We start from the raw sequence: 17,118 nt of genomic DNA, 5'->3' as shown, positions 1-17,118 counted from the left end.
TCCTTTTCGTTACTTATCACTCGGTCTCTTGAGTAGATGAGTCCCCATTCCCTCTGGGTTGATCTTGCCCGCTTTCTTGGGCTGCATCTCGATCATAAGTAAGTACTGACTTATTTTCAAGGGTATTAAGATCATTTTTTGGAGGAAATTTCAAGAGATCTTTTTGAAATTCCTTTTGCATCGCCTCGGAAATGTTCGGGAAGACCTTCTCGATGAGCATTTCCATCTGATGACGACGAACAGAATCAGGCGCCTGGAGCAGAGACAGTTTCTCAGCAACGGCAAATTCGTCAGTCAGACCGCGAATGTCGAAACTTTCCGGGTACGCGATCAGAGAGTGGTCTTCATCCAGTTCGACACCCATCCATTTCGCTGCCAGCTGCATCATCTGGCGCTCTGCCCTTTCGAGGCGCTCTGCTTTTGTCACCAGCAGACTGTTAACGCGCTGGAAGTCGTACATCTTCGCTGCGCCCGAAGAGTTATCGATGCCCTGTGCGTTATCCTGCTTGGTTCGCTCACCTGCCACACCAACGGAATGGTAGATCTCGTTAATCACCGTCTTAATCGTGGTGATGATCATCTGAGCCTGTTTCGGGTCTGGAGACAGGTAGAATGGCTGATTACCGCTCTCAGAGTCGAAGGTGAAGACGCGTTTTGTCCCCATTTCGAGCACTTTGGTGTGGTTTTCATCGCCCGGCAGCAGTGACTGAACCGGGATCGCCAGCTGGCTGAATGTCTGATCCTGAATAATCGCGTCAAGGTTCGACAGGTAGTTGGCCACGGCGCGGTCAAGATAGGCGATATCGTCAATCAACGACGGGCTGAAATACGGAGACTCGCTTTCGCCAATGCAGTCCACCGGAAACACCGGCACCACGCCCAGATTGTGCTGGCCGCTATCCTCCAGAACGACTTTGGCCTGACGACGACCGCTATTTCCGGAACCTTTCTTCACTTCTTCACGGAAGAGATACCACTCGTTTTGCGTCCACAGACGATAACGCTGGTATTCCTGCCCGGTTGAAGTGAACGGATCTTCGTCGTCGCGCGCGATTTCAACAATCAGCGCCCACAACATATTGCCGTCTTCATCCCAAGCAACATCAAGCAGCTGCTGCGGCGAAATCCAGTAAGCGTAGGCACGCGCATCATTTTTCTTCTCGTCTGCAACAGACTCAACATCGACGTTCATGGTGCTGTCCACGACAACCCAGATACGGCCATAAATGGATGATTGCAGATCGATAGCCGCCATAAACGCATCGATGGAGGTGTTCTGGCGCGTGGCTCGCTTCCAGAAATTGCGGATCTGCTCCGGCGCTTCATCAGTGTTGCGGTGAATGACCTCTTTGAAGAGGTATTTGTTGATGAGGTTTACCACTTCACGAGTGTGGTTGAAGCGATAAGCGCGTTCCAGGCGCTCTTTGAACTCCTGATCGCCCTCTTTGAAGTAACGGAAGATATTGTCGTTGAACCAGGCACGCCCGCCAGCGTAGGTGCTGGCGAGGAAGTCCCAATGTTCTTTTTTCTTCTCATATTCAGGGTGGCGTCGTGCCACAAGGTCTTTGATTTGCTTGTCAGTCAATTCCATTTGCTTTTCCTTTGCGTTTAGGTAAGCACTTACCTATCTAGATCCACCAAGAATAACACGATTTTTCACCGGATACCTACGATGAACCGGATAACCCAACGCATCCGCACTGTGTTCGATGCCGCCAGTCTTATCCATATCGCGTGAGCCTGGCTTGTAGATCACCTTCTCCAGCGAGTCGATGAGGTGTTTGCACTTCGGATCGATGTACAACCGGGTTTCGCCCGAGGCACTCATCAACATGCGGTTCACTGCGTTAACACGGTCTGCGATCGGCGGGTGCTTCTTCGGATAATCGACTCGAAGGAAACCTTTTTCCTTGAAGATATCGACGTCCGATTCACCGCGTGCGTGCTGGCGATACGCACCTGCCGGGTCAGGGAAGATAGTGACCTGAGACTTCCAGCGCCAGAAACGACGCTCCAGCTCATCACACACTTCAGCCGTGTTGGAAGAGAACAGCACAACCTCGTCCACGGCCCACAGCTCACCATTTGGCTGCGGCTGCAGGATGACCGATGACATAGGGTCGATGTTGAAGTCCTGACCAACCCAGATCGGCAGTTTCGGATTGAACTGGAGTGGCTTCACATGCACATTGCGGTCGAACGGGTAGTAAACGCGTCCGGACATGTTTTCGAAGCTGGCCAGGTATTCCTGCGCGAACGATTTAGGGTCCATATCGTTCTTCGCCGCTTCGATTTCCGCGCTCGGTACGAACGGAGAATCGGCCGTAACGAACTGCCAGCTCTTCCACTGCCCTTTGCGTTGCAAATCTTTGTTCTGACCGATAGTCCACAGCTTGTGGAACTCGGAGAAGCCTTTTGGCGTACCGATGATCAGCGCACCGCCACGGGTAGAGGACAGTGTCGGACGCAGTACCTTGTACCAGGTGTCAGGCTTCATATCCTGAAATTCATCGAGCACCACGAAGTGCAGTGCCACACCACGAAGCGTATCGGGCTTATCCGCACCTTTCAGCGCGATTTCAGAGCCGTTCTTCAGCACGATGGTCATCGTGGTGTCGTTTTTCTTACGAACCCATTTACGAGGCAGAACTTCCTGCAGGTCATCCCACAAGATCTGGCGAGCCATCTGGTAAGTCGGTGCGACGTACCAGACACGTTGCTTTTTCTCTTTGGCTGCCGCGCGGATGATGGTGGAGATCGACAACCGGGATTTACCCCAGCGCCGACCCGCACACACCACTTTGAAACGATGTGGCGACTGAAAGACTTGCATCTGCCCGGAATGCAGCTGTACGAGACTCAGAGACGACGGGATGGCCATAGTTAGACGCTCCCATCACTTTCATCACCAGACGCGTCAGAATCGCCCTCTGCTTCGCTCAGTGCTTCCTCTTCGAGTGACTCAAGCAGATCGTCATCAATCAGATCCGGCTCATCATCTTCCTTACGCAGCTGCGCCACCTGGGAAGGCGTAAGTTCGCCAAATACCAGGTTCGGGATTTCGTCGTCTTCGTTCTCTGCGCGATCCATACCGAGCGCTTTCGAGGATATTTCGAAACACTTAGCGAGTGTGCCGCTGGCACGCTGGAGACTCTTTAGGTCATCTTCGATGGCTGCCAGTGGTCTGCCGTCCTTCTTGGCTGTGGCCACCTCATGCATCACCATACGACCGAGTGCGAACGCCCAATCGTCGTAACGAGTCCGGCGCTCTTCGATTTTCTCTGCACGCGCCTTCGCACGCAGCTCTGCGTCGGATTTGAGCGACTCGCGCACCATCTTCCCAACGGAGTCCGCGCCTTTCTCTAATCCACGCTTTTTGAAATGTCTGGAGAGCGTTTCACGACGAATGCCGTACTCCTCCTCCAGCTTGGAGAGTGTGTATTCGCCGGAAGTCCACTTCGCTTCGGCTTCTGCCCACTCAGCTGGTGTCAGGCGAGTTTTGCTCTCGTCTTTTTCTACAGTCATAGATCCCTCTAAAACACTCAGAGCGCATCCTTGCGCTCCTAAACAACTTGTTTAATTCTGTGCCTAACCAATTTGTTTTCTGGGTGTTTAAAACCGGGCTGGGGAGTATTCAGAACCTGCTTCCGTATATATTTAATAAGTCACTTAGTATTTATATATACGGAAGCAGGCTCTCAAACAGGCTCCCAGACCGACTTACATCACCAGTAATTTGGCTCGGGCACGACCTAAAGTGGTCAGTCCCAGCGTGCGACGGTGGTAGCCGGAATCACCGCGCTGGCGGCACATTCCTTTCTCCACCAGCCCCTTTTTCACCAGTGCGCGGATAGAGAACTGCATACTCTGTTTGGTCGTTTTGTACGGCAGCACTTCAAGCAGCTCGTCCAGATCGAGCAGATGCCCACGCTCATGGCCTAAATTGATGGTTTTGATGATGTCTTTTTGTTTGTCGGTCAACGTCATGGCAAATCCTTATGCCGGTAATGCAATTTCAAGAGGTTTATTCAAAGGCTGTTTGTCGAATGCCAGCAGTGGCAGCGTGTCCGGCAGCTGACGACCAAAGTCCGGGTTTCGGTACACGCCATACAGCGGAGACGTGAAGCTCAGGTTGTGAATGTCCTTGAGCAGCTTCACGATGCTGGCCTCGTCCACCAGACTGTCGGCAATGTCCTGAATCGTCGTGCCACGATTACGCCCGGCTTTGGCCAGGGAACTGTTCTTGTGGTAGTCAGCGACCAGATCACGCAGCGCACGACGACGGCGAGACTCACTCATGGCGAACAGCTCTTTGACGATCGCTTCGTTGTCACCAGGGTCGGAACGGAAATGACGCTGGAAGACGCGCAACGCACTCTCATAGCTCTTCGGACGCTCCGGACGGATGAACTGGAACCCTGCTTTCATGGCGAACGGGTTGTATTTGCTCATCGACGACTGGATCTCGATGATTGGCCGGTCGTGCATCCTGCTAACCAGGTTAATCATTCGATAGGAGACGCCGACGCCGCGGTACTGAGTGTCCACAACGGAACGGCTGATCACCGCAAAATTGTTGTTCACGTACCGCCCCCAATACTGGTTGGCCACGGTGGTATTGGTGGTTGGCTTCAGCTTAGGAAACATGCGATGGCGAGGCGCCAGCAGCAGTTTCGGGTAAGCCATAACCACGACGCCCACCAGCCGGTCGTCCAGTTCGCAGCGATAATACGTTGGCGCGAACGGCTTACCATCCGTCTTGTAGTGCAGCGACTTCAGCGCGTGCCAGTCTTCAACCGTGCCTTTGGTAACGGTCATACGCTCCAGAAAGTCCAGATGACGCGGGAACTCTTCCGGGCGGTAGCGTTTGATGATGATGTCTGTCATGTCGATCACCTGCGCTCGATATTGGCATTGATGAAGTTCAGGCGAAGCGATTCCATCGCCCCAACCATGACGTATGGACGCCCACCGTTATGCCAGCAATCCAGAACACTGCCGTCGTTGTTAATCATCAGCAGCGCCAGGCTCTGGCTTTTGCCTTCTCTGGCGTACTGGAGTGCTTCTTCCAGCAGGCGGATGACTTCAACGTTGTTGTTGTCAGCCTCTTTCGATGGCTTCAGCTCTACGATCTTCAAATCAGGCATATTCCACCTTCACGCGTTCTTTGTAGTGCTTGGTGATCTGCATATCCGGGCGCAGCGCGTTCTTCAGGTCTTCGTGGGTCGTCGCCACCATTACCGTCGCACCAACCTTACGGGCGGCACGCTGGAGGTTCGACGCCACAACCTGGGCGGTTACACGGTCGAGAACAGCGCCAAATTCGTCGGCTGCCCAGACTTTTGCACCTGACTCGATCAGCTTGGCGATCTTGAGACGGTATTTCTGGCCGTCAGACATCTCGGATGGCTTGCGCACGAATAGATAGGCGTCATTCAATCCGGCCATAGACAGCAGCCCCAGCGCTTCGCTGGTGGTTTTGCCCAGCTGGTCGATGACGTTAACCTCATTGTCGAAGGTAAAGTCATCGATGGAGGCTACAGAAAGCCCTTCATCCTTCATCTGGCGTTGCAGCTCGCGCAGCACAACGGATTTACCGGAACCGGATTGGCCGGTGATGTACACCACATCGCCCTGCTTCACTTCCAGCTCCAGATTGTCGTAAAGCGTCCACTCTTTTTCGTCAAGGCCAAGACCGAACGATTCGGCAATCTCCAGCGTGCGCGTGGTTTTGTTCACGCGGGTCTGAAACGATACGTTGATGGTGTATTTGCTCATGCAGCCAGCTCCCCAGAAGAAACTTTCTCCGCATACGCCACGAAAGCGTCTACCCCGCTCTCTCCCGTGATTTCTTCCATGTGGGCAAGCAAATCCCCAACCACAATGGCAGAGCCAGCAGGGAGCGTTTTAAAGCCCAATACGTCGATGACGCGGACTTCTTCAGAGGCTACTTCGCGACTGATCTCGGTGTGCTCTTCTTTCTGGCGTTCCGTCTCTTCGCCCAGATCGAGCACCAGAGAGCCGGTTTCCATCTCTTCGGTCATGCTGCCGACAAGCACGTTCAGCTCGCGCTCCTCAAAACCGAAGACCTCGACGTCACCCAACACCAGGGATTCCAGTTCCTGCTGCAATTTGATAGCGTCGTAGTCAATACTGGCCAGGCGGTTGTCTTCCAGACGCTTCGCCTTCACTTCTTCTTCGCTCAGATCGTCGCGAACGATGACCGGCACACGCTCCAGACCAGCCAGAAGTGCCGCCTCGCGACGACCGTGGCCAGTAATGATGACGTCGTGCTTGTCGACCGTGATCGGCTGGTCAAACCCGCGCTTTTTGATGGCGGCCGCCAGGTCGCGGATCTGCTGTTCGTCATGTTTTTTGGCGTTCATCTCATACGGGATGAGTTCTGCCGGGTTTCGATAGACGATTTCAAAGTTTTTGCTCATTACATACGCTCCTTGTAGTAGTCGACCAGCCACACCAGGGCTTCCCCGGCGTTCTCCATTTCGTTACCGGTATTGATTCCCTGCTCTTTGATGATGGTTTTGATGGTGTCGGCGACGCGATCTGACGCATCAAACGTCACTTTGAAGCGCATCGTCTGGTGTTCAGCGCCGACTCGCTCGATTTTCTCGCGTTTGTCCTCATCGACCGGCTCGTCATCGCCACGGGAGAGCGCTTCCAGCGCTTCAAGATCGATAACTGACGCTTTGGCGAGTGTTGCCGCCATTTCGTCGTCATACGGGGCGATATCGGACAACCGGTAGTCGATTTCAGACTGGATTTCTTCGATTAAGCGCTGCAAAGCGACCTGATCGTCTTCGCCGTAGCGCTCGTTATCGACCAGGGACATCTGTTTGGCCACCAGGTCGTTAATTTTGCCCACGGAGATGACGGGAACCGTTGAAATGCCCTGCTCCATCGCGGCACGCCAGCGGTGTTCGCCACCGAGGATCTCAAAAACGCCCCCGTCCAGCTCCCGCGCCAGAATTGGCTTAAAAAAGCCCAATTTTTCGATAGAGCCTTTCAGTTTTTCGAAGTTTTGCGCCCCAACGGAGTTGGTATTCCAGGGATTCGGACGCAGGTTCGCGACTTCCACCTGCAGAATCGTAATTTTCACATCCATAATTCTGATACAATCCATTGTATAAGTACTTACTTACCATAATAGCCAATTACCATACAAAAGGCACGAAGGAAAGAGGTTTATGACAGTTCGGATTGTATCGAATGCAGTCAATGCGCTGATTTCTGGCGCTGATGACAACGTGAAACGGCTCGTTCAGGAGATGTTGAGCTATGAAGTGGAGGCTGGTGACTGGAAAGGAACCAGCACGATGTTCAACTGGAGCAAAAACGCGTTCCCGGCTGGGTTTGCGAAGCCAGTAGCGGCCAACCTTCTGAAAGCTGGCATCAAATGCGTGCATGTGCGCAAGGAAAAGGCCCCCGCGCTTGGCAAGCCGAACCCGGTAGTTAACCCATTTCCGTATAACCCGGACTATGCGTATCAGGATCAGACTGTGGAAACACTGGTGCGCGAAGGGATGATGATTGCCCAGATTGCGACGGGTGGCGGTAAATCGAACGTAGCGTGTAAGGCAGCTGCTCGCATTGGTCGTATGACGCTGTTTTTAACCACGCGCTCGGTTCTGATGTTCCAGATGGCAGAGAACTTCCAGAAATCCATCGACTACCGCGCGGAGAATGGCGAGCCGTGGTTGAAAGGTCAGAAAGTTGGGGTGATTGGATCTGGTGAGTTCCAGGTCTCGCGCCATATCAACGTTGCCACGGTGCAGACCCTGGCCAGTTTTCTCGAAGAACCACCGCGCGACGCATCACCGGAGAAAAAACAGTACCACCTGAAGCGCCGGGAACTGGTTAAGCGCTTTCTGTCCAGCGTTTCTCTGCTGATTCTGGAAGAGGCACACGAATCATCTGGTTCAAACTTCTACGATATCGCCAGGTTGTGCATCAATGCCGATTACCGTCTGGCGCTGACAGCTACGCCGTTCATGAAGGACTCGACCGAGGCAAATATGCGTCTCATGGCCGTTGCCGGCCGCATTGAGATAAAGGTAACGGAGAAATATTTGATCGATCGAGGTATTTTAGCGAAACCATACTTTCTATATCATAAAATCGCGTACACTCCAGACGAGGTGCGGATTAGGGCCGAACTTGCTTCGAAACACCTGAACTTTCGGGTTGGAATGAGTACGGCTTACCAGAAAGCCTATCAGTTAGGCATCGTTTACAATCTGGGCCGCAACGAGGCTATTGTGCGCGAAGCGTTAATGTACAAAAGTCACGGTCTGAACTGTATGACGCTGGTTCGTTTGAAGCGTCATGGTCAGATTTTGATGGAAATGATGAAGGAAAGCGGCCTGAAGGTCGATTTCATCTACGGAGAATCAAACCAGACTACCCGACAAGCAAAGCTCAACAGTCTGGCGGCAGGCAAGATAGATGTTCTGATTGGTTCAACCATTCTGGATGTTGGTGTCGACGTTCCAAGCGTAGGGGCGGTGATTCTGGGTGGTGGCGGCAAAGCCGAAGTTGAGATGCGCCAACGTGTTGGTCGCGGTCTTCGAGCCAAAAAGAATCAGGCTAACGTGTGCTTTATTACCGACTTTATCGACGTGAGCAACAAATATCTCATGTCGCATTCATATGAGCGGAAGCACATTATCGACACGACGCCTGGGTTTGCCGAGGGCGTTTTGCCGGTGGGTAGCACATTCGATTTCACTGTTTTGAATAGAGAGTAAGCATGAGCGAGAAACGCGCTATACACTGCCAGGTTCAGTTAACCGAAAAAGCAAACGACAAGCTGGAAACCTTTCAGAATCGACTGCGTGAACGCAATATTAAGCTGTCAAAGGCAGACATCATCAATCTGGTGCTGTCCAACATGACGATGGCTGATTTTGATAAGGCAGCTACGTCATTAGAGGCTTCTGCAAAGGCCCGTGAAAAGGTCATGAAGATTTACGAATCCTCTGGCATGACCAAAGAAGATCTGGCCGATATTCTCAAACGTCTCGATTAAGCATTAAGGGCGTCGCAAGACGCCTTGTTCGTTGAAGTGATAAGGATTTAGTTCAAGCCATGAAACACGTTCTACTTCCACTGATTACCATCCCCGTTTTACTCCTGAGTGCATGTTCATCCCGCCCTGTGTCTGTAGCTGATGCAAAACCGGCTCCGCAGGCCAGAGTTTTCAAATACCAGACGTCTGCACCAACCACGCTGGTGGTTATGAGGGACAAAGGTATGATAGGTGCGGGCTGTGACGCATCCATCTTCATCAATGGTGAGACGGTTGCGAAACTTGAGACCGGTGAAAAAGCGACGTTCCATCTTGATGCCGGGCAATGGATTGTTGGCGCTTCACTGGAAGGCGCCGGGCTGTGCGCACTGAACCCTGCTCGTCAGGAACGCGAGACCATCACCAAAGCTGGCGAGACGAAAGTCTTCCGGGTGTTCACCAGCAACGCAGGTGACATCGATATCCTACCAACGACACTGTGACGATATGACGAATATTACTGACATCACCTACGGGATTCCTGCAGAAGTCTGGCCGCGCGATTACACCAACGTGGAGAAGGCGCTGATGTTCTGGCGTAAGTCTCTCATTCCTGTAAGGGTCACGATGGAAGATGGTCAGGTGTTCTGCATGTACGTTCAGGGTCTCATGTCGTCGCGCAACAAAGTCGATCTTTGCCCTGCCCCGTTCGACAAAGAAAATCGTATAAGGCTCCCACTTGAGCGAATCAGTACGATTGAATCAGGTGTGACAGAAGGCATTGCGCACGATTTCACGGGTCGGACAACGGTACACCCAGACTATGTGGACAATCGGCCATCTCGCCGTGATTTCTTCAAAATTTGTCGCCAGGCTCATGAGATGCAGAAGTCTATAAGGGTCTACATGGCGGATGGCCGTGAAATTGAGGGTGTGTCTTCAGGCGTTGACGCTTGCCAGGTCACGCTCAACATGGGGGACGGTCGGAAGACAGTCGTCATGTTCGATTGGGTCGAACGGATTTTACCGTTTTAAATCTATAAGGGTAATAACCGGCTAAGTCCGGTTATTATTTTATGTGTCATTTCCCGTTATATTTATTTCCCCTAATCCCGATTCCGTTTTAAATATATAAGGGTGAATGACCGAATAGGGAATTTATTTAGGCAACACCTTCGAGAAAACGCGATTTATTTCTAAGACTTTGATTTTTATTGAAGAAAATTTTTTTCGTTCCCGTGTAAAAAACTCTTGATTTTAATTTCTGTATATCGATAATTAGTCACATCGAAAGCGAACACGCTAACGATAAACAAATAACAAATTAAGTTATCAATATTACATAAGGATTAATATCATGTCTAACGTTGCTATCTCTAAAAAATCCATCATCGACGCTGCTGTAGTTATCGCTAATGAATTACAAGTTGCAGCCAATAATGCTACTCAGACTTATAACAATCATTATCAGAATGGTACGCACACAAAAGCAGATAAAGCTAACATGCTTGCAGCGACTACCAAACTTGCATACTTCACCAACAACGTTTTAAACGCTGTTAATGATGAGAAATTAGCTGGTGTCTTTTACTACGCGATTAAAGCAAGCAAACAAGCGCCAGAAGTGTTTTTCCGCGAAGCTATGACCAATAGCTATTCACTCGAAAAATTGGTTTATCTGGTTAAATCTATCAAGTCTGGCAAATGCGTTTATTCCGTCGCTGATATGTCCGGATCTCGCGTATTCGCATTAATCGAAATGATTAATGATGAAATGGAGACATTCACAAATGGCGCTGTATTCGATTTAATGAATGAAGCTAAAAAAGCATGTGAGATTAAATTAGACGCTGGCTACACTCAAGCCAATCAGCTTATCAATTTGTGTGAACGTCTCGGACTGGTCGAGAAAATCAAAGGAATGGGCGCTGCTAAAAACGGATCGCAACAATATCGCTTTATCAAGAATGATTTTTATAACTATCTGGCTGATGCTTTCAAAGCGTAATTAGATGGATATAGCGCCCACTATGGGCGCTAGTTTTAAGGATAAAAATCATGATTAGTTATGACCAGATCCGCGCGGAATATCGCGCAAAATATCGCGCTTATAAACTTGAATTAATCGACGACTTAAAAGCGCAACGTGACAAATTAAATTTTACGTTTTCTGATTTGCTTAACAGTAAAAGAGACTGTAAGCGCAAGCGTGAATATTTGCGCTTGTCTGAAATGATCGGAAAACTGCAAAACAGCATTTAAACAAAAGCGCCCACTATGGGCGCTTTTTTCGTTTCAAGATCCGCACACCATAACGCGCCATTGTTGGCGCGTTTTTTATTGTCTGAAGTCAGCCAAAACAGACCCAAAATAAGCGCCATAAATGCGCCAATTTAACGCGTTTTTATGTGTGGTGGTATATGCCCATTAACCACAAAAAAAACACGTTATAGCGCGTTTTACAGCGTTTTAGCGCGTGGATTATTTTGTCGTGTCGTGGGCGTGATCGTCTGGCGATAGCTGGCGACGTGATCCGCGCTATCCTTCGGGACGTGTCGGCAATGTTGGCGCTATCCGTGGGCGCTCGCGTATCATTGGCACGTTGGCGCGACGTGTACGCGCTTGCAGTGGTTTACCCACGGATTCACATAATCACATAGCGAAAGCTATCTGGATGGCTCAGGGGCTGAAACTCCACCAGCGTTACCCCAGCGCCCCTGCGATATTTTCTGGCAGGATTCTGGGCTTCTCCCGCTCTGTTTTCTACATAAAGGCAAACCCAGCCGTTTCCCGAAAATTCCCTGGCCGTTTCCCTTCGGTTCCCCGGACAGCCCTCTGGCCGTTTCTGAATATCCCTGCGGCAGCTGGTGGACGAAAAGAAAGGGGCGTTTCCAGCCCCTCCCCTCTTACTTGCCAGTCAGGATGTGAATGCGGTTCTTTCCGTACACCTCTTTCACGTATTCCCCGCACGAGACACTCCACGAGTCGATTCCTGCTTCGTAGGTGACGTTTTTGCACTTGATGGCATTGTTGGCGATACGCATCCCCTCCCCCACTGCTTCCTGTTCGCTGAAGTCGAACCCGGATTCTGTTTTAACCCATAGCGCGATCTGCGTGGCGAACTCGATGAGTTTTGACTGGCAGAAGCGACCGCTGCGTACCGGGAAGATGAATACGCCAAATCCCGAAGTGGAGACATACGCTTTTTCAAATACGCGTTTATGGCGACGGTTGCAGATAATGTCATTGGTGATCTGCTGTTTCTCTTTCCCGGACAGCTCGATGGTTACATTGTCACGCCAGGCGCCCAGCACGCTTTTCTCGTCATCAGAGAACGTCACAGAAATATGGCCATGCGCAGGGGTGTTAACAGTAGCGATAAAGTTCATGGTGATAATCCTTTAAACAACTTGTTTTCTTGTTGGTTTAATTATCGCTACGCGCATAAGGCGTCCAAGCGTTCTGTTCCGGCAGCTGGTGGCCGGCAGGGAGTCGGAGGGTTGTTCGGTAGCCTGGCGACAAGAGGTGGGTGTTTTTAGCCTGCGGGAAACAGGATGGTCATTTAAGGCCACCAGCATGGGTGGCCTCGTTCTCTTAGTGGAGCAAACCGACGTCGATGGTATCGCCGGAGCCATCCACGCGGATCATCAGCATGGCGAAGGCATTTAATGGGTAGCCTGCGTGCCAGTCCGGGAAGCGGTCATCGCGCATGAAGTCGGCAATATCATAAACGCTGTCCTCAAAGCGGAAGAAGCGGGCATCACATTGTTCGTCCTGTTCAACGTGATCCATTTCCTGCTGTTCTTCCGGCGACAGGTCGAGCCAGGATTCCAGCCATACGTTTTCAGCTTTAGGGGAGATAGTGAAATCGGTCATGTGCATATCCTCAATGCGTAAACATCTTGTTTTCTTGTTGGTGTAATTATCGCACTATGGATAAGGCAAAAAACATTTTGTTATCGGGAATAAGAAAATGGCGCGGGGTACGCGCCATTGGAGGGATTAAGCGAATACGCTTTCCGGGATGTAGTTTTCAACCGGTTCGTTGGACACGATGCGCAGACCGTATTGTCCAAGCCAGGTGTTGCTCGGGTTCAAGTAGGAGGTGTACAGCTCGTCTGCTTTCACCATCATCTTCTCAAACATCTCTTTGTCTACGCCGCGGAAATACGTTTCCAGTTTCAGCAGCATTGGTTCGGATGCGTCGCTGATGCTCTGGAAGCCTACGGTGTACACCCAATCCTCTTCTGTCCCGGTGCGGATCAGGGTGGTGGTGAGCACTTCAGTCCCGTTCGTGCTGTCACGCAGAATAGCGGTCAGTTTTGCAACTTTTCCGCCTGAGGTTGTTTCTGACGCATAGTACAAATCAAGAACCAGGTTTTTACGAATTACAGTCATTTTTGGTCTCCCTGTTGTTGACCTGATTATATTATTGTCATAGGTAAGCACTTACAATACAGGTAAGCAAAAAAGCCCCGAAGGATGGACGGGGCTGTCGTAGGGACGACTAATCGCTTTTGCACATGTCAGGCTGTCGCCAGGAGAGAGGCACGCTGGATTTCTTGCTGGGCTACTTTGTTCGCCTCCAGTAGCGCCTGTTCCAGCTCTCCTTCTGGCCAGATGATCTGTTTTGCCATCCACCCTCTTCCACTCTGGCGACGCACACTCATTACGTAACGCGTGCGGGAACCATTGTCGAACGAGACCAGCGTCTCTTTGAACAGGCGAATGGCAGTGCCGTTGGCGATGATATCGAGCAGGGTCAGCTGGCTCATTACGGTTGGTTTTTCTTTACGTGGCTGGCCCGCGCTCAGTTTGGTGATCATCGCGTTTTTCATAATTCACTCCGTAAACAACTTGTTTTCTTGTTGGTGTAAATAATACCAGCGAGAAAACGGCTACAAAGCATAGCGTTACGGTGCTGCGCTGCCCCGGAGGTTGCAAACAGCAAAAAGCCACCGTGCTGGTGGCCTCACTCTTAATCTTCGTCGTCCGGGAACTCGATGTGTACCGCGTCCACCAGCTCCCGCTGTTCATCTTCACTGAGCAGATGCCAGATATCCTTCCCTTTGGGTGATTCCCCTTCAGCCGGGACGAAAGACCACAACTTGCGGTACAACTCCGGCCCCACAGCATCCAGACACTCAGCCAGGGAATCCACGCTCCACACCTCAACCATCACAGGCATCTTAATCATCTCTTCACCCTAACTTCGTTTCTGACGTCGTGCAGTTCCACGCGACGGGCATTGGGTTGTCCTCGATATGGAAATCAAACGTCCCTTCTCTATATCCTTCAGAGATGAGCGTCGCCACGCGACCAGCAACATCCTGGGAACGGATAACGTCATCGAGGGAGATCTCACACTCGGGGGACTCTTCCTCGCCACAGAGAGTGATGCTGATATTCAGATGCTTGTACATGTGTTTCCCCTTTGTCTAAACACGTTGTTTTCTTGTTGGTGTTATTATCGCAATAAGACATAGGCGAAAAAGGATTTTATGTCGGGAAAGCCAGGCTTGGCAGTGAGCATCCGGGAACGACACGGGAGCCAGTATTTACGATCTTCTGCTCTACGCGCGCCGCAGGGCTGGTGGGCAGAATTTTCTTCTCCCCGAAAACCTACTGAAATCGCTTGAGACCCGAGGATGGTCTGGCAGAATGGAGTTCAGCAGTTGCACGAGAGGGAACGACACTCCCCCGCGATTTTCAGGCGAGCGAAGAGTAAGGCGCACTCCCGAGGATTTCCCGCACCGCTCCCGCAGCCGTCCCTCGCTCTGTACCGGGATGTACCCGTTTCCCGACCGGCAGCCAGCCTTTTCCCGGTTCGTATAACGGCACTCCCACCGTTTCCCTGAAAACCTCCAGCCTTTTCCCTGCGGCGACGCCCCCGTTCCTGAAAAGGGACATGACCTTTTCCCTGGATGGCCCGAAGGCTGACCGAAGGGGTGGAAAGGGACGTTACGGGGGATGAAAACTATGGCTTGAATTTCTACGGAGAAAGTAGCGATACCTCTCTTCCCCTTCCCACTTATACCTCCAGTTAAATCTCTACGGATTTTCTCTCCTATGGACGTGCAAACCTTCCCCCTGATAACGCTCTATACGGCGAGTATTCCTTTGGGTGAAATGGGTGGTTTGTTCTCTCTACCGGCGTATGTGGTTTCGTTGTTCTCGTCGTTTTGGGGAGTGTTCTTCTCCGTGTATGGAGTAATGGCAGGTGCGCTTTTCTCTTCGTTTACGTGAAGAGATGGGAGTGTGGGTAATGGCAGTAGGGCGCTTTTGTTGTTCTCCGCATATGAAGTAATGGCGTTCCCTGCTTTTCAGGAATTTGCGTTCTCTTTCGGGGTAATGGTGGGTAAGCGAGATTGCGACGGTTCCTGTTCTGGTCTGGGTTTGTCCGGGGTTTCGTTCTGGCTGTTCTTCTCCGTGTATTGGGCAATGGCGTGTAGGGGTTTGCGTGCGCGAGCTGCGTTCTCGGTAGCCTGGGAAGATTAGGTGGGTGGTCTGTAGCCTGTGGCAAAGAGGTGGGTCTTTTCGGTAGCCTGACAAGAAGAGGTGGATGTTTCCGGGATTGTGAGTAATGGCGTCTCTGGGTTTCCTATGGGTGTGGTTAACTTGTTTTCTTGTACCTGAAAACAACTTGTTTAGATGCCCAATATAACGCAACGGGAGCGCTTCTGAGCGTGTCTGTTTTTGGGTGGTATCACGAGTCGTTTTTGACGTTTTGGTCGCAGGGAGATGGATTCTGGTGCGCAGGATTTTGGGTATAAGAGATAGCGTGCGAAAACATCAACTTTTTAGACCAAATCAGGGGAAAGCGTTGACTTTACGTTGATGTGTTATTTATTTGTTTTCTTATGGGTGTAATTGGCTTAAATGCCTTGTCACGCCTGGGCTGGAGTAGGTTGGAGGGGTGGGGAAAGTGGCGATCAACGGACTCTTATAGAAATCCTCAATTTGTGACCGCCAATGTCAACGGGTTGTGTTTTACTCAGATAAACGCCCTAACTATTAGAGAGAACACTAGCTATCCAGCGCTCTGACTCAGCCTCTCTTCTCTCAAATTCTAAATGCTTCGTCACGTATAAATCCGGCTTTAACTGAGGCAGAGGCGTCGCTAACTTCAAACTGTGCTCTACATACGCCTCTCTCATAGACTGTTCGACCTGCCATTCTTCCAGTTCCCGATAATCAATCGGCCAGTTGTCCTGTAGTGTTTTGGCAGTATTAGCAATTGAAAACTTAAAATAAGGGTTCAAGCCCATGAAGTTGCCGGCAAGCAAATCCTCTACGTGCCGAACATTGGCAATGACAGAAAACTTCGCAATTGCCTCATCGATATCCCAGTCGGCAACGAACAACAGCAAGGCTGAAAATGCGAGCAACTTTTCCTCTCCATTTGCTCTGTCTTTAACCGATTTATTCTGAAATTCTATGTAGTTATTGATAATGAAAGAGTTTAGTTGAAGGGTCTTTGCATACTCTTCTTTCAATAGCTCAGGGTCTAAAAGGGTGGCATGTTTGGTTTTTGAGACATAACTTTGCAGTTCCACAATGTGCTTCCGGTGAAGGTTTAGTTCTTCCAGTCGCTTCAACGTCTTTTGATGCAATCTTACCGTTTCTCTCGCAATAGCCTTACCCCAATCGAAACCAGGCACGATAGCCTGCATTGGATGGAAAGGTATAATTTCATCTCTGGGCCACGCATATGGATAAACAGGCAGCTCAACGATATAGGCCAGCCAATCGATTTGCTCTTCACTCAAGACAATTTCGAAAGCTGACTCGCAACGTTTAGCAAAGAACCATTGCCTCATATTGCGCATTGCCTCTTGCGTGAAGATGTTTTCTTGAATGCCTGCGCACACCATCTTTCTGATCACATGAGTGATTTTAGTGCGTTCCGTAGTGAACGATACAAGATGTTGACTGACCTCATTAGAAAGCCGATCGCCATAAAAATCACAAGATGGGTGATGTGCGCTGATATCGTCATCCCCCGCAAACCTGAAATGGGCCTTTTTGCGATAAGCGCCGTTTACAGATGCTCTTACATAGGAACCGCCACCAGTTTCACATATAGGACAGAC

General features: G+C 50.7%; 21 protein-coding genes and 1 pseudogene. 6 read left to right on the top strand and 16 right to left on the bottom strand.

Features of this window, described 5'->3' with window-relative positions:
• Nucleotides 1-16: 16 nt before the first annotated feature.
• From AC2FAJ_RS19855 to AC2FAJ_RS19815, 9 genes and pseudogenes are all read right to left on the bottom strand, one after another.
• On the bottom strand, nt 17-1,591 hold the full coding sequence (locus AC2FAJ_RS19855; RefSeq protein ID WP_115387000.1) for a phage portal protein: 1,575 nt from the start codon (nt 1,589-1,591) through the stop codon (nt 17-19).
• Between the two features lie 33 nt (nt 1,592-1,624).
• Nucleotides 1,625-2,881 (bottom strand): phage terminase large subunit, encoded by a 1,257-nt coding sequence (locus AC2FAJ_RS19850; RefSeq protein ID WP_002211787.1) that lies wholly within the window; start codon nt 2,879-2,881, stop codon nt 1,625-1,627.
• A gap of 2 nt (nt 2,882-2,883) precedes the next feature.
• Nucleotides 2,884-3,525 (bottom strand): DNA-binding protein, encoded by a 642-nt coding sequence (locus AC2FAJ_RS19845; protein ID WP_000215412.1) that lies wholly within the window; start codon nt 3,523-3,525, stop codon nt 2,884-2,886.
• Between the two features lie 195 nt (nt 3,526-3,720).
• Nucleotides 3,721-3,987 carry a hypothetical protein gene (locus tag AC2FAJ_RS19840; RefSeq protein ID WP_000176291.1) on the bottom strand — a complete coding sequence of 89 codons (267 nt, stop codon included), beginning with the start codon at nt 3,985-3,987 and terminating at the stop codon, nt 3,721-3,723.
• A gap of 9 nt (nt 3,988-3,996) precedes the next feature.
• The gene (locus AC2FAJ_RS19835; protein ID WP_002211789.1) at nt 3,997-4,887 is read right to left on the bottom strand and encodes a hypothetical protein; all 891 of its coding nucleotides are present in this window, start codon (nt 4,885-4,887) and stop codon (nt 3,997-3,999) included.
• Nucleotides 4,888-4,892: 5 nt separating this feature from the next.
• On the bottom strand, nt 4,893-5,147 hold the full coding sequence (locus AC2FAJ_RS19830) for a hypothetical protein (RefSeq protein WP_485454439.1): 255 nt from the start codon (nt 5,145-5,147) through the stop codon (nt 4,893-4,895).
• Nucleotides 5,140-5,778 carry an ATP-binding cassette domain-containing protein gene (locus AC2FAJ_RS19825; RefSeq protein ID WP_006812519.1) on the bottom strand — a complete coding sequence of 213 codons (639 nt, stop codon included), beginning with the start codon at nt 5,776-5,778 and terminating at the stop codon, nt 5,140-5,142. Before AC2FAJ_RS19825 ends, AC2FAJ_RS19830 begins: the two co-directional genes overlap by 8 nt.
• Nucleotides 5,775-6,443, bottom strand: a complete 669-nt coding sequence (locus AC2FAJ_RS19820; RefSeq protein WP_213845502.1) for a ParB/Srx family N-terminal domain-containing protein — start codon at nt 6,441-6,443, stop codon at nt 5,775-5,777. Before AC2FAJ_RS19820 ends, AC2FAJ_RS19825 begins: the two co-directional genes overlap by 4 nt.
• Nucleotides 6,443-7,146, bottom strand: a pseudogene (locus AC2FAJ_RS19815) (ParB/RepB/Spo0J family partition protein). Before AC2FAJ_RS19815 ends, AC2FAJ_RS19820 begins: the two are co-directional and overlap by 1 nt.
• Before the next feature lie 59 nt (nt 7,147-7,205).
• Here AC2FAJ_RS19815 and AC2FAJ_RS19810 point away from each other — a divergent pair.
• The 6 genes from AC2FAJ_RS19810 to AC2FAJ_RS19785 all read left to right on the top strand — a co-directional run bounded on the left by AC2FAJ_RS19810 (nt 7,206) and on the right by AC2FAJ_RS19785 (nt 11,287).
• Complete coding sequence (locus AC2FAJ_RS19810; RefSeq protein ID WP_006812522.1) at nt 7,206-8,765, top strand: DEAD/DEAH box helicase; 1,560 nt, start codon at nt 7,206-7,208, stop codon at nt 8,763-8,765.
• Between the two features lie 2 nt (nt 8,766-8,767).
• Nucleotides 8,768-9,046, top strand: a complete 279-nt coding sequence (locus tag AC2FAJ_RS19805) for a hypothetical protein (protein WP_001291547.1) — start codon at nt 8,768-8,770, stop codon at nt 9,044-9,046.
• A 59-nt stretch (nt 9,047-9,105) separates the two neighbouring features.
• Entirely contained in the window at nt 9,106-9,528 is a 423-nt protein-coding gene (locus AC2FAJ_RS19800) for a hypothetical protein (protein WP_000683475.1), read from the top strand.
• Nucleotides 9,529-9,532: 4 nt separating this feature from the next.
• The gene (locus tag AC2FAJ_RS19795) at nt 9,533-10,060 is read left to right on the top strand and encodes a transcriptional regulator (RefSeq protein ID WP_006812523.1); all 528 of its coding nucleotides are present in this window, start codon (nt 9,533-9,535) and stop codon (nt 10,058-10,060) included.
• A gap of 322 nt (nt 10,061-10,382) precedes the next feature.
• The gene (locus AC2FAJ_RS19790; protein WP_040110254.1) at nt 10,383-11,033 is read left to right on the top strand and encodes a hypothetical protein; all 651 of its coding nucleotides are present in this window, start codon (nt 10,383-10,385) and stop codon (nt 11,031-11,033) included.
• 50 nt (nt 11,034-11,083) lie between these two features.
• On the top strand, nt 11,084-11,287 hold the full coding sequence (locus AC2FAJ_RS19785; RefSeq protein ID WP_016051712.1) for a hypothetical protein: 204 nt from the start codon (nt 11,084-11,086) through the stop codon (nt 11,285-11,287).
• A gap of 644 nt (nt 11,288-11,931) precedes the next feature.
• Here the strand turns inward: AC2FAJ_RS19785 and AC2FAJ_RS19780 are convergent.
• The 7 genes from AC2FAJ_RS19780 to AC2FAJ_RS19750 all read right to left on the bottom strand — a co-directional run.
• A complete protein-coding gene (locus AC2FAJ_RS19780) occupies nt 11,932-12,414 on the bottom strand; it encodes a hypothetical protein (RefSeq protein ID WP_023316004.1) in 483 nt (160 codons plus the stop codon).
• A 205-nt stretch (nt 12,415-12,619) separates the two neighbouring features.
• Nucleotides 12,620-12,901 carry a hypothetical protein gene (locus AC2FAJ_RS19775; RefSeq protein ID WP_023180884.1) on the bottom strand — a complete coding sequence of 94 codons (282 nt, stop codon included), beginning with the start codon at nt 12,899-12,901 and terminating at the stop codon, nt 12,620-12,622.
• 126 nt (nt 12,902-13,027) lie between these two features.
• On the bottom strand, nt 13,028-13,423 hold the full coding sequence (locus AC2FAJ_RS19770) for a hypothetical protein (RefSeq protein WP_063946418.1): 396 nt from the start codon (nt 13,421-13,423) through the stop codon (nt 13,028-13,030).
• A gap of 128 nt (nt 13,424-13,551) precedes the next feature.
• Nucleotides 13,552-13,863, bottom strand: a complete 312-nt coding sequence (locus AC2FAJ_RS19765; protein ID WP_006812530.1) for a hypothetical protein — start codon at nt 13,861-13,863, stop codon at nt 13,552-13,554.
• A 140-nt stretch (nt 13,864-14,003) separates the two neighbouring features.
• Nucleotides 14,004-14,219 (bottom strand): hypothetical protein, encoded by a 216-nt coding sequence (locus tag AC2FAJ_RS19760; protein ID WP_160859106.1) that lies wholly within the window; start codon nt 14,217-14,219, stop codon nt 14,004-14,006.
• Between the two features lie 7 nt (nt 14,220-14,226).
• On the bottom strand, nt 14,227-14,448 hold the full coding sequence (locus AC2FAJ_RS19755) for a hypothetical protein (protein WP_131381296.1): 222 nt from the start codon (nt 14,446-14,448) through the stop codon (nt 14,227-14,229).
• Between the two features lie 1,584 nt (nt 14,449-16,032).
• A partial coding sequence (locus AC2FAJ_RS19750; protein ID WP_485454438.1) for a hypothetical protein occupies nt 16,033-17,118 on the bottom strand: 1,086 nt, incomplete at its 5' end.

This window comes from Enterobacter cloacae complex sp. 385G4, assembly GCF_057320665.1.
The sequence above is the reverse complement of the archived record's forward strand: the minus strand, read 5'-3'. Positions and strand labels throughout refer to the sequence as shown.

Excerpts from the sequence above, each read along its gene's own strand:
- AC2FAJ_RS19855 (WP_115387000.1), bottom strand. The coding sequence starts at position 1,591 with ATGGAATTGACTGACAAGCAAATCAAAGACCTTGTGGCACGACGCCAC.
- AC2FAJ_RS19850 (WP_002211787.1), bottom strand. The coding sequence starts at position 2,881 with ATGGCCATCCCGTCGTCTCTGAGTCTCGTACAGCTGCATTCCGGGCAG.
- AC2FAJ_RS19845 (WP_000215412.1), bottom strand. The coding sequence starts at position 3,525 with ATGACTGTAGAAAAAGACGAGAGCAAAACTCGCCTGACACCAGCTGAG.
- AC2FAJ_RS19840 (WP_000176291.1), bottom strand. The coding sequence starts at position 3,987 with ATGACGTTGACCGACAAACAAAAAGACATCATCAAAACCATCAATTTA.
- AC2FAJ_RS19835 (WP_002211789.1), bottom strand. The coding sequence starts at position 4,887 with ATGACAGACATCATCATCAAACGCTACCGCCCGGAAGAGTTCCCGCGT.
- AC2FAJ_RS19830 (WP_485454439.1), bottom strand. The coding sequence starts at position 5,147 with ATGCCTGATTTGAAGATCGTAGAGCTGAAGCCATCGAAAGAGGCTGAC.
- AC2FAJ_RS19825 (WP_006812519.1), bottom strand. The coding sequence starts at position 5,778 with ATGAGCAAATACACCATCAACGTATCGTTTCAGACCCGCGTGAACAAA.
- AC2FAJ_RS19820 (WP_213845502.1), bottom strand. The coding sequence starts at position 6,443 with ATGAGCAAAAACTTTGAAATCGTCTATCGAAACCCGGCAGAACTCATC.
- AC2FAJ_RS19810 (WP_006812522.1), top strand. The coding sequence starts at position 7,206 with ATGACAGTTCGGATTGTATCGAATGCAGTCAATGCGCTGATTTCTGGC.
- AC2FAJ_RS19805 (WP_001291547.1), top strand. The coding sequence starts at position 8,768 with ATGAGCGAGAAACGCGCTATACACTGCCAGGTTCAGTTAACCGAAAAA.
- AC2FAJ_RS19800 (WP_000683475.1), top strand. The coding sequence starts at position 9,106 with ATGAAACACGTTCTACTTCCACTGATTACCATCCCCGTTTTACTCCTG.
- AC2FAJ_RS19795 (WP_006812523.1), top strand. The coding sequence starts at position 9,533 with ATGACGAATATTACTGACATCACCTACGGGATTCCTGCAGAAGTCTGG.
- AC2FAJ_RS19790 (WP_040110254.1), top strand. The coding sequence starts at position 10,383 with ATGTCTAACGTTGCTATCTCTAAAAAATCCATCATCGACGCTGCTGTA.
- AC2FAJ_RS19785 (WP_016051712.1), top strand. The coding sequence starts at position 11,084 with ATGATTAGTTATGACCAGATCCGCGCGGAATATCGCGCAAAATATCGC.
- AC2FAJ_RS19780 (WP_023316004.1), bottom strand. The coding sequence starts at position 12,414 with ATGAACTTTATCGCTACTGTTAACACCCCTGCGCATGGCCATATTTCT.
- AC2FAJ_RS19775 (WP_023180884.1), bottom strand. The coding sequence starts at position 12,901 with ATGACCGATTTCACTATCTCCCCTAAAGCTGAAAACGTATGGCTGGAA.
- AC2FAJ_RS19770 (WP_063946418.1), bottom strand. The coding sequence starts at position 13,423 with ATGACTGTAATTCGTAAAAACCTGGTTCTTGATTTGTACTATGCGTCA.
- AC2FAJ_RS19765 (WP_006812530.1), bottom strand. The coding sequence starts at position 13,863 with ATGAAAAACGCGATGATCACCAAACTGAGCGCGGGCCAGCCACGTAAA.
- AC2FAJ_RS19755 (WP_131381296.1), bottom strand. The coding sequence starts at position 14,448 with ATGTACAAGCATCTGAATATCAGCATCACTCTCTGTGGCGAGGAAGAG.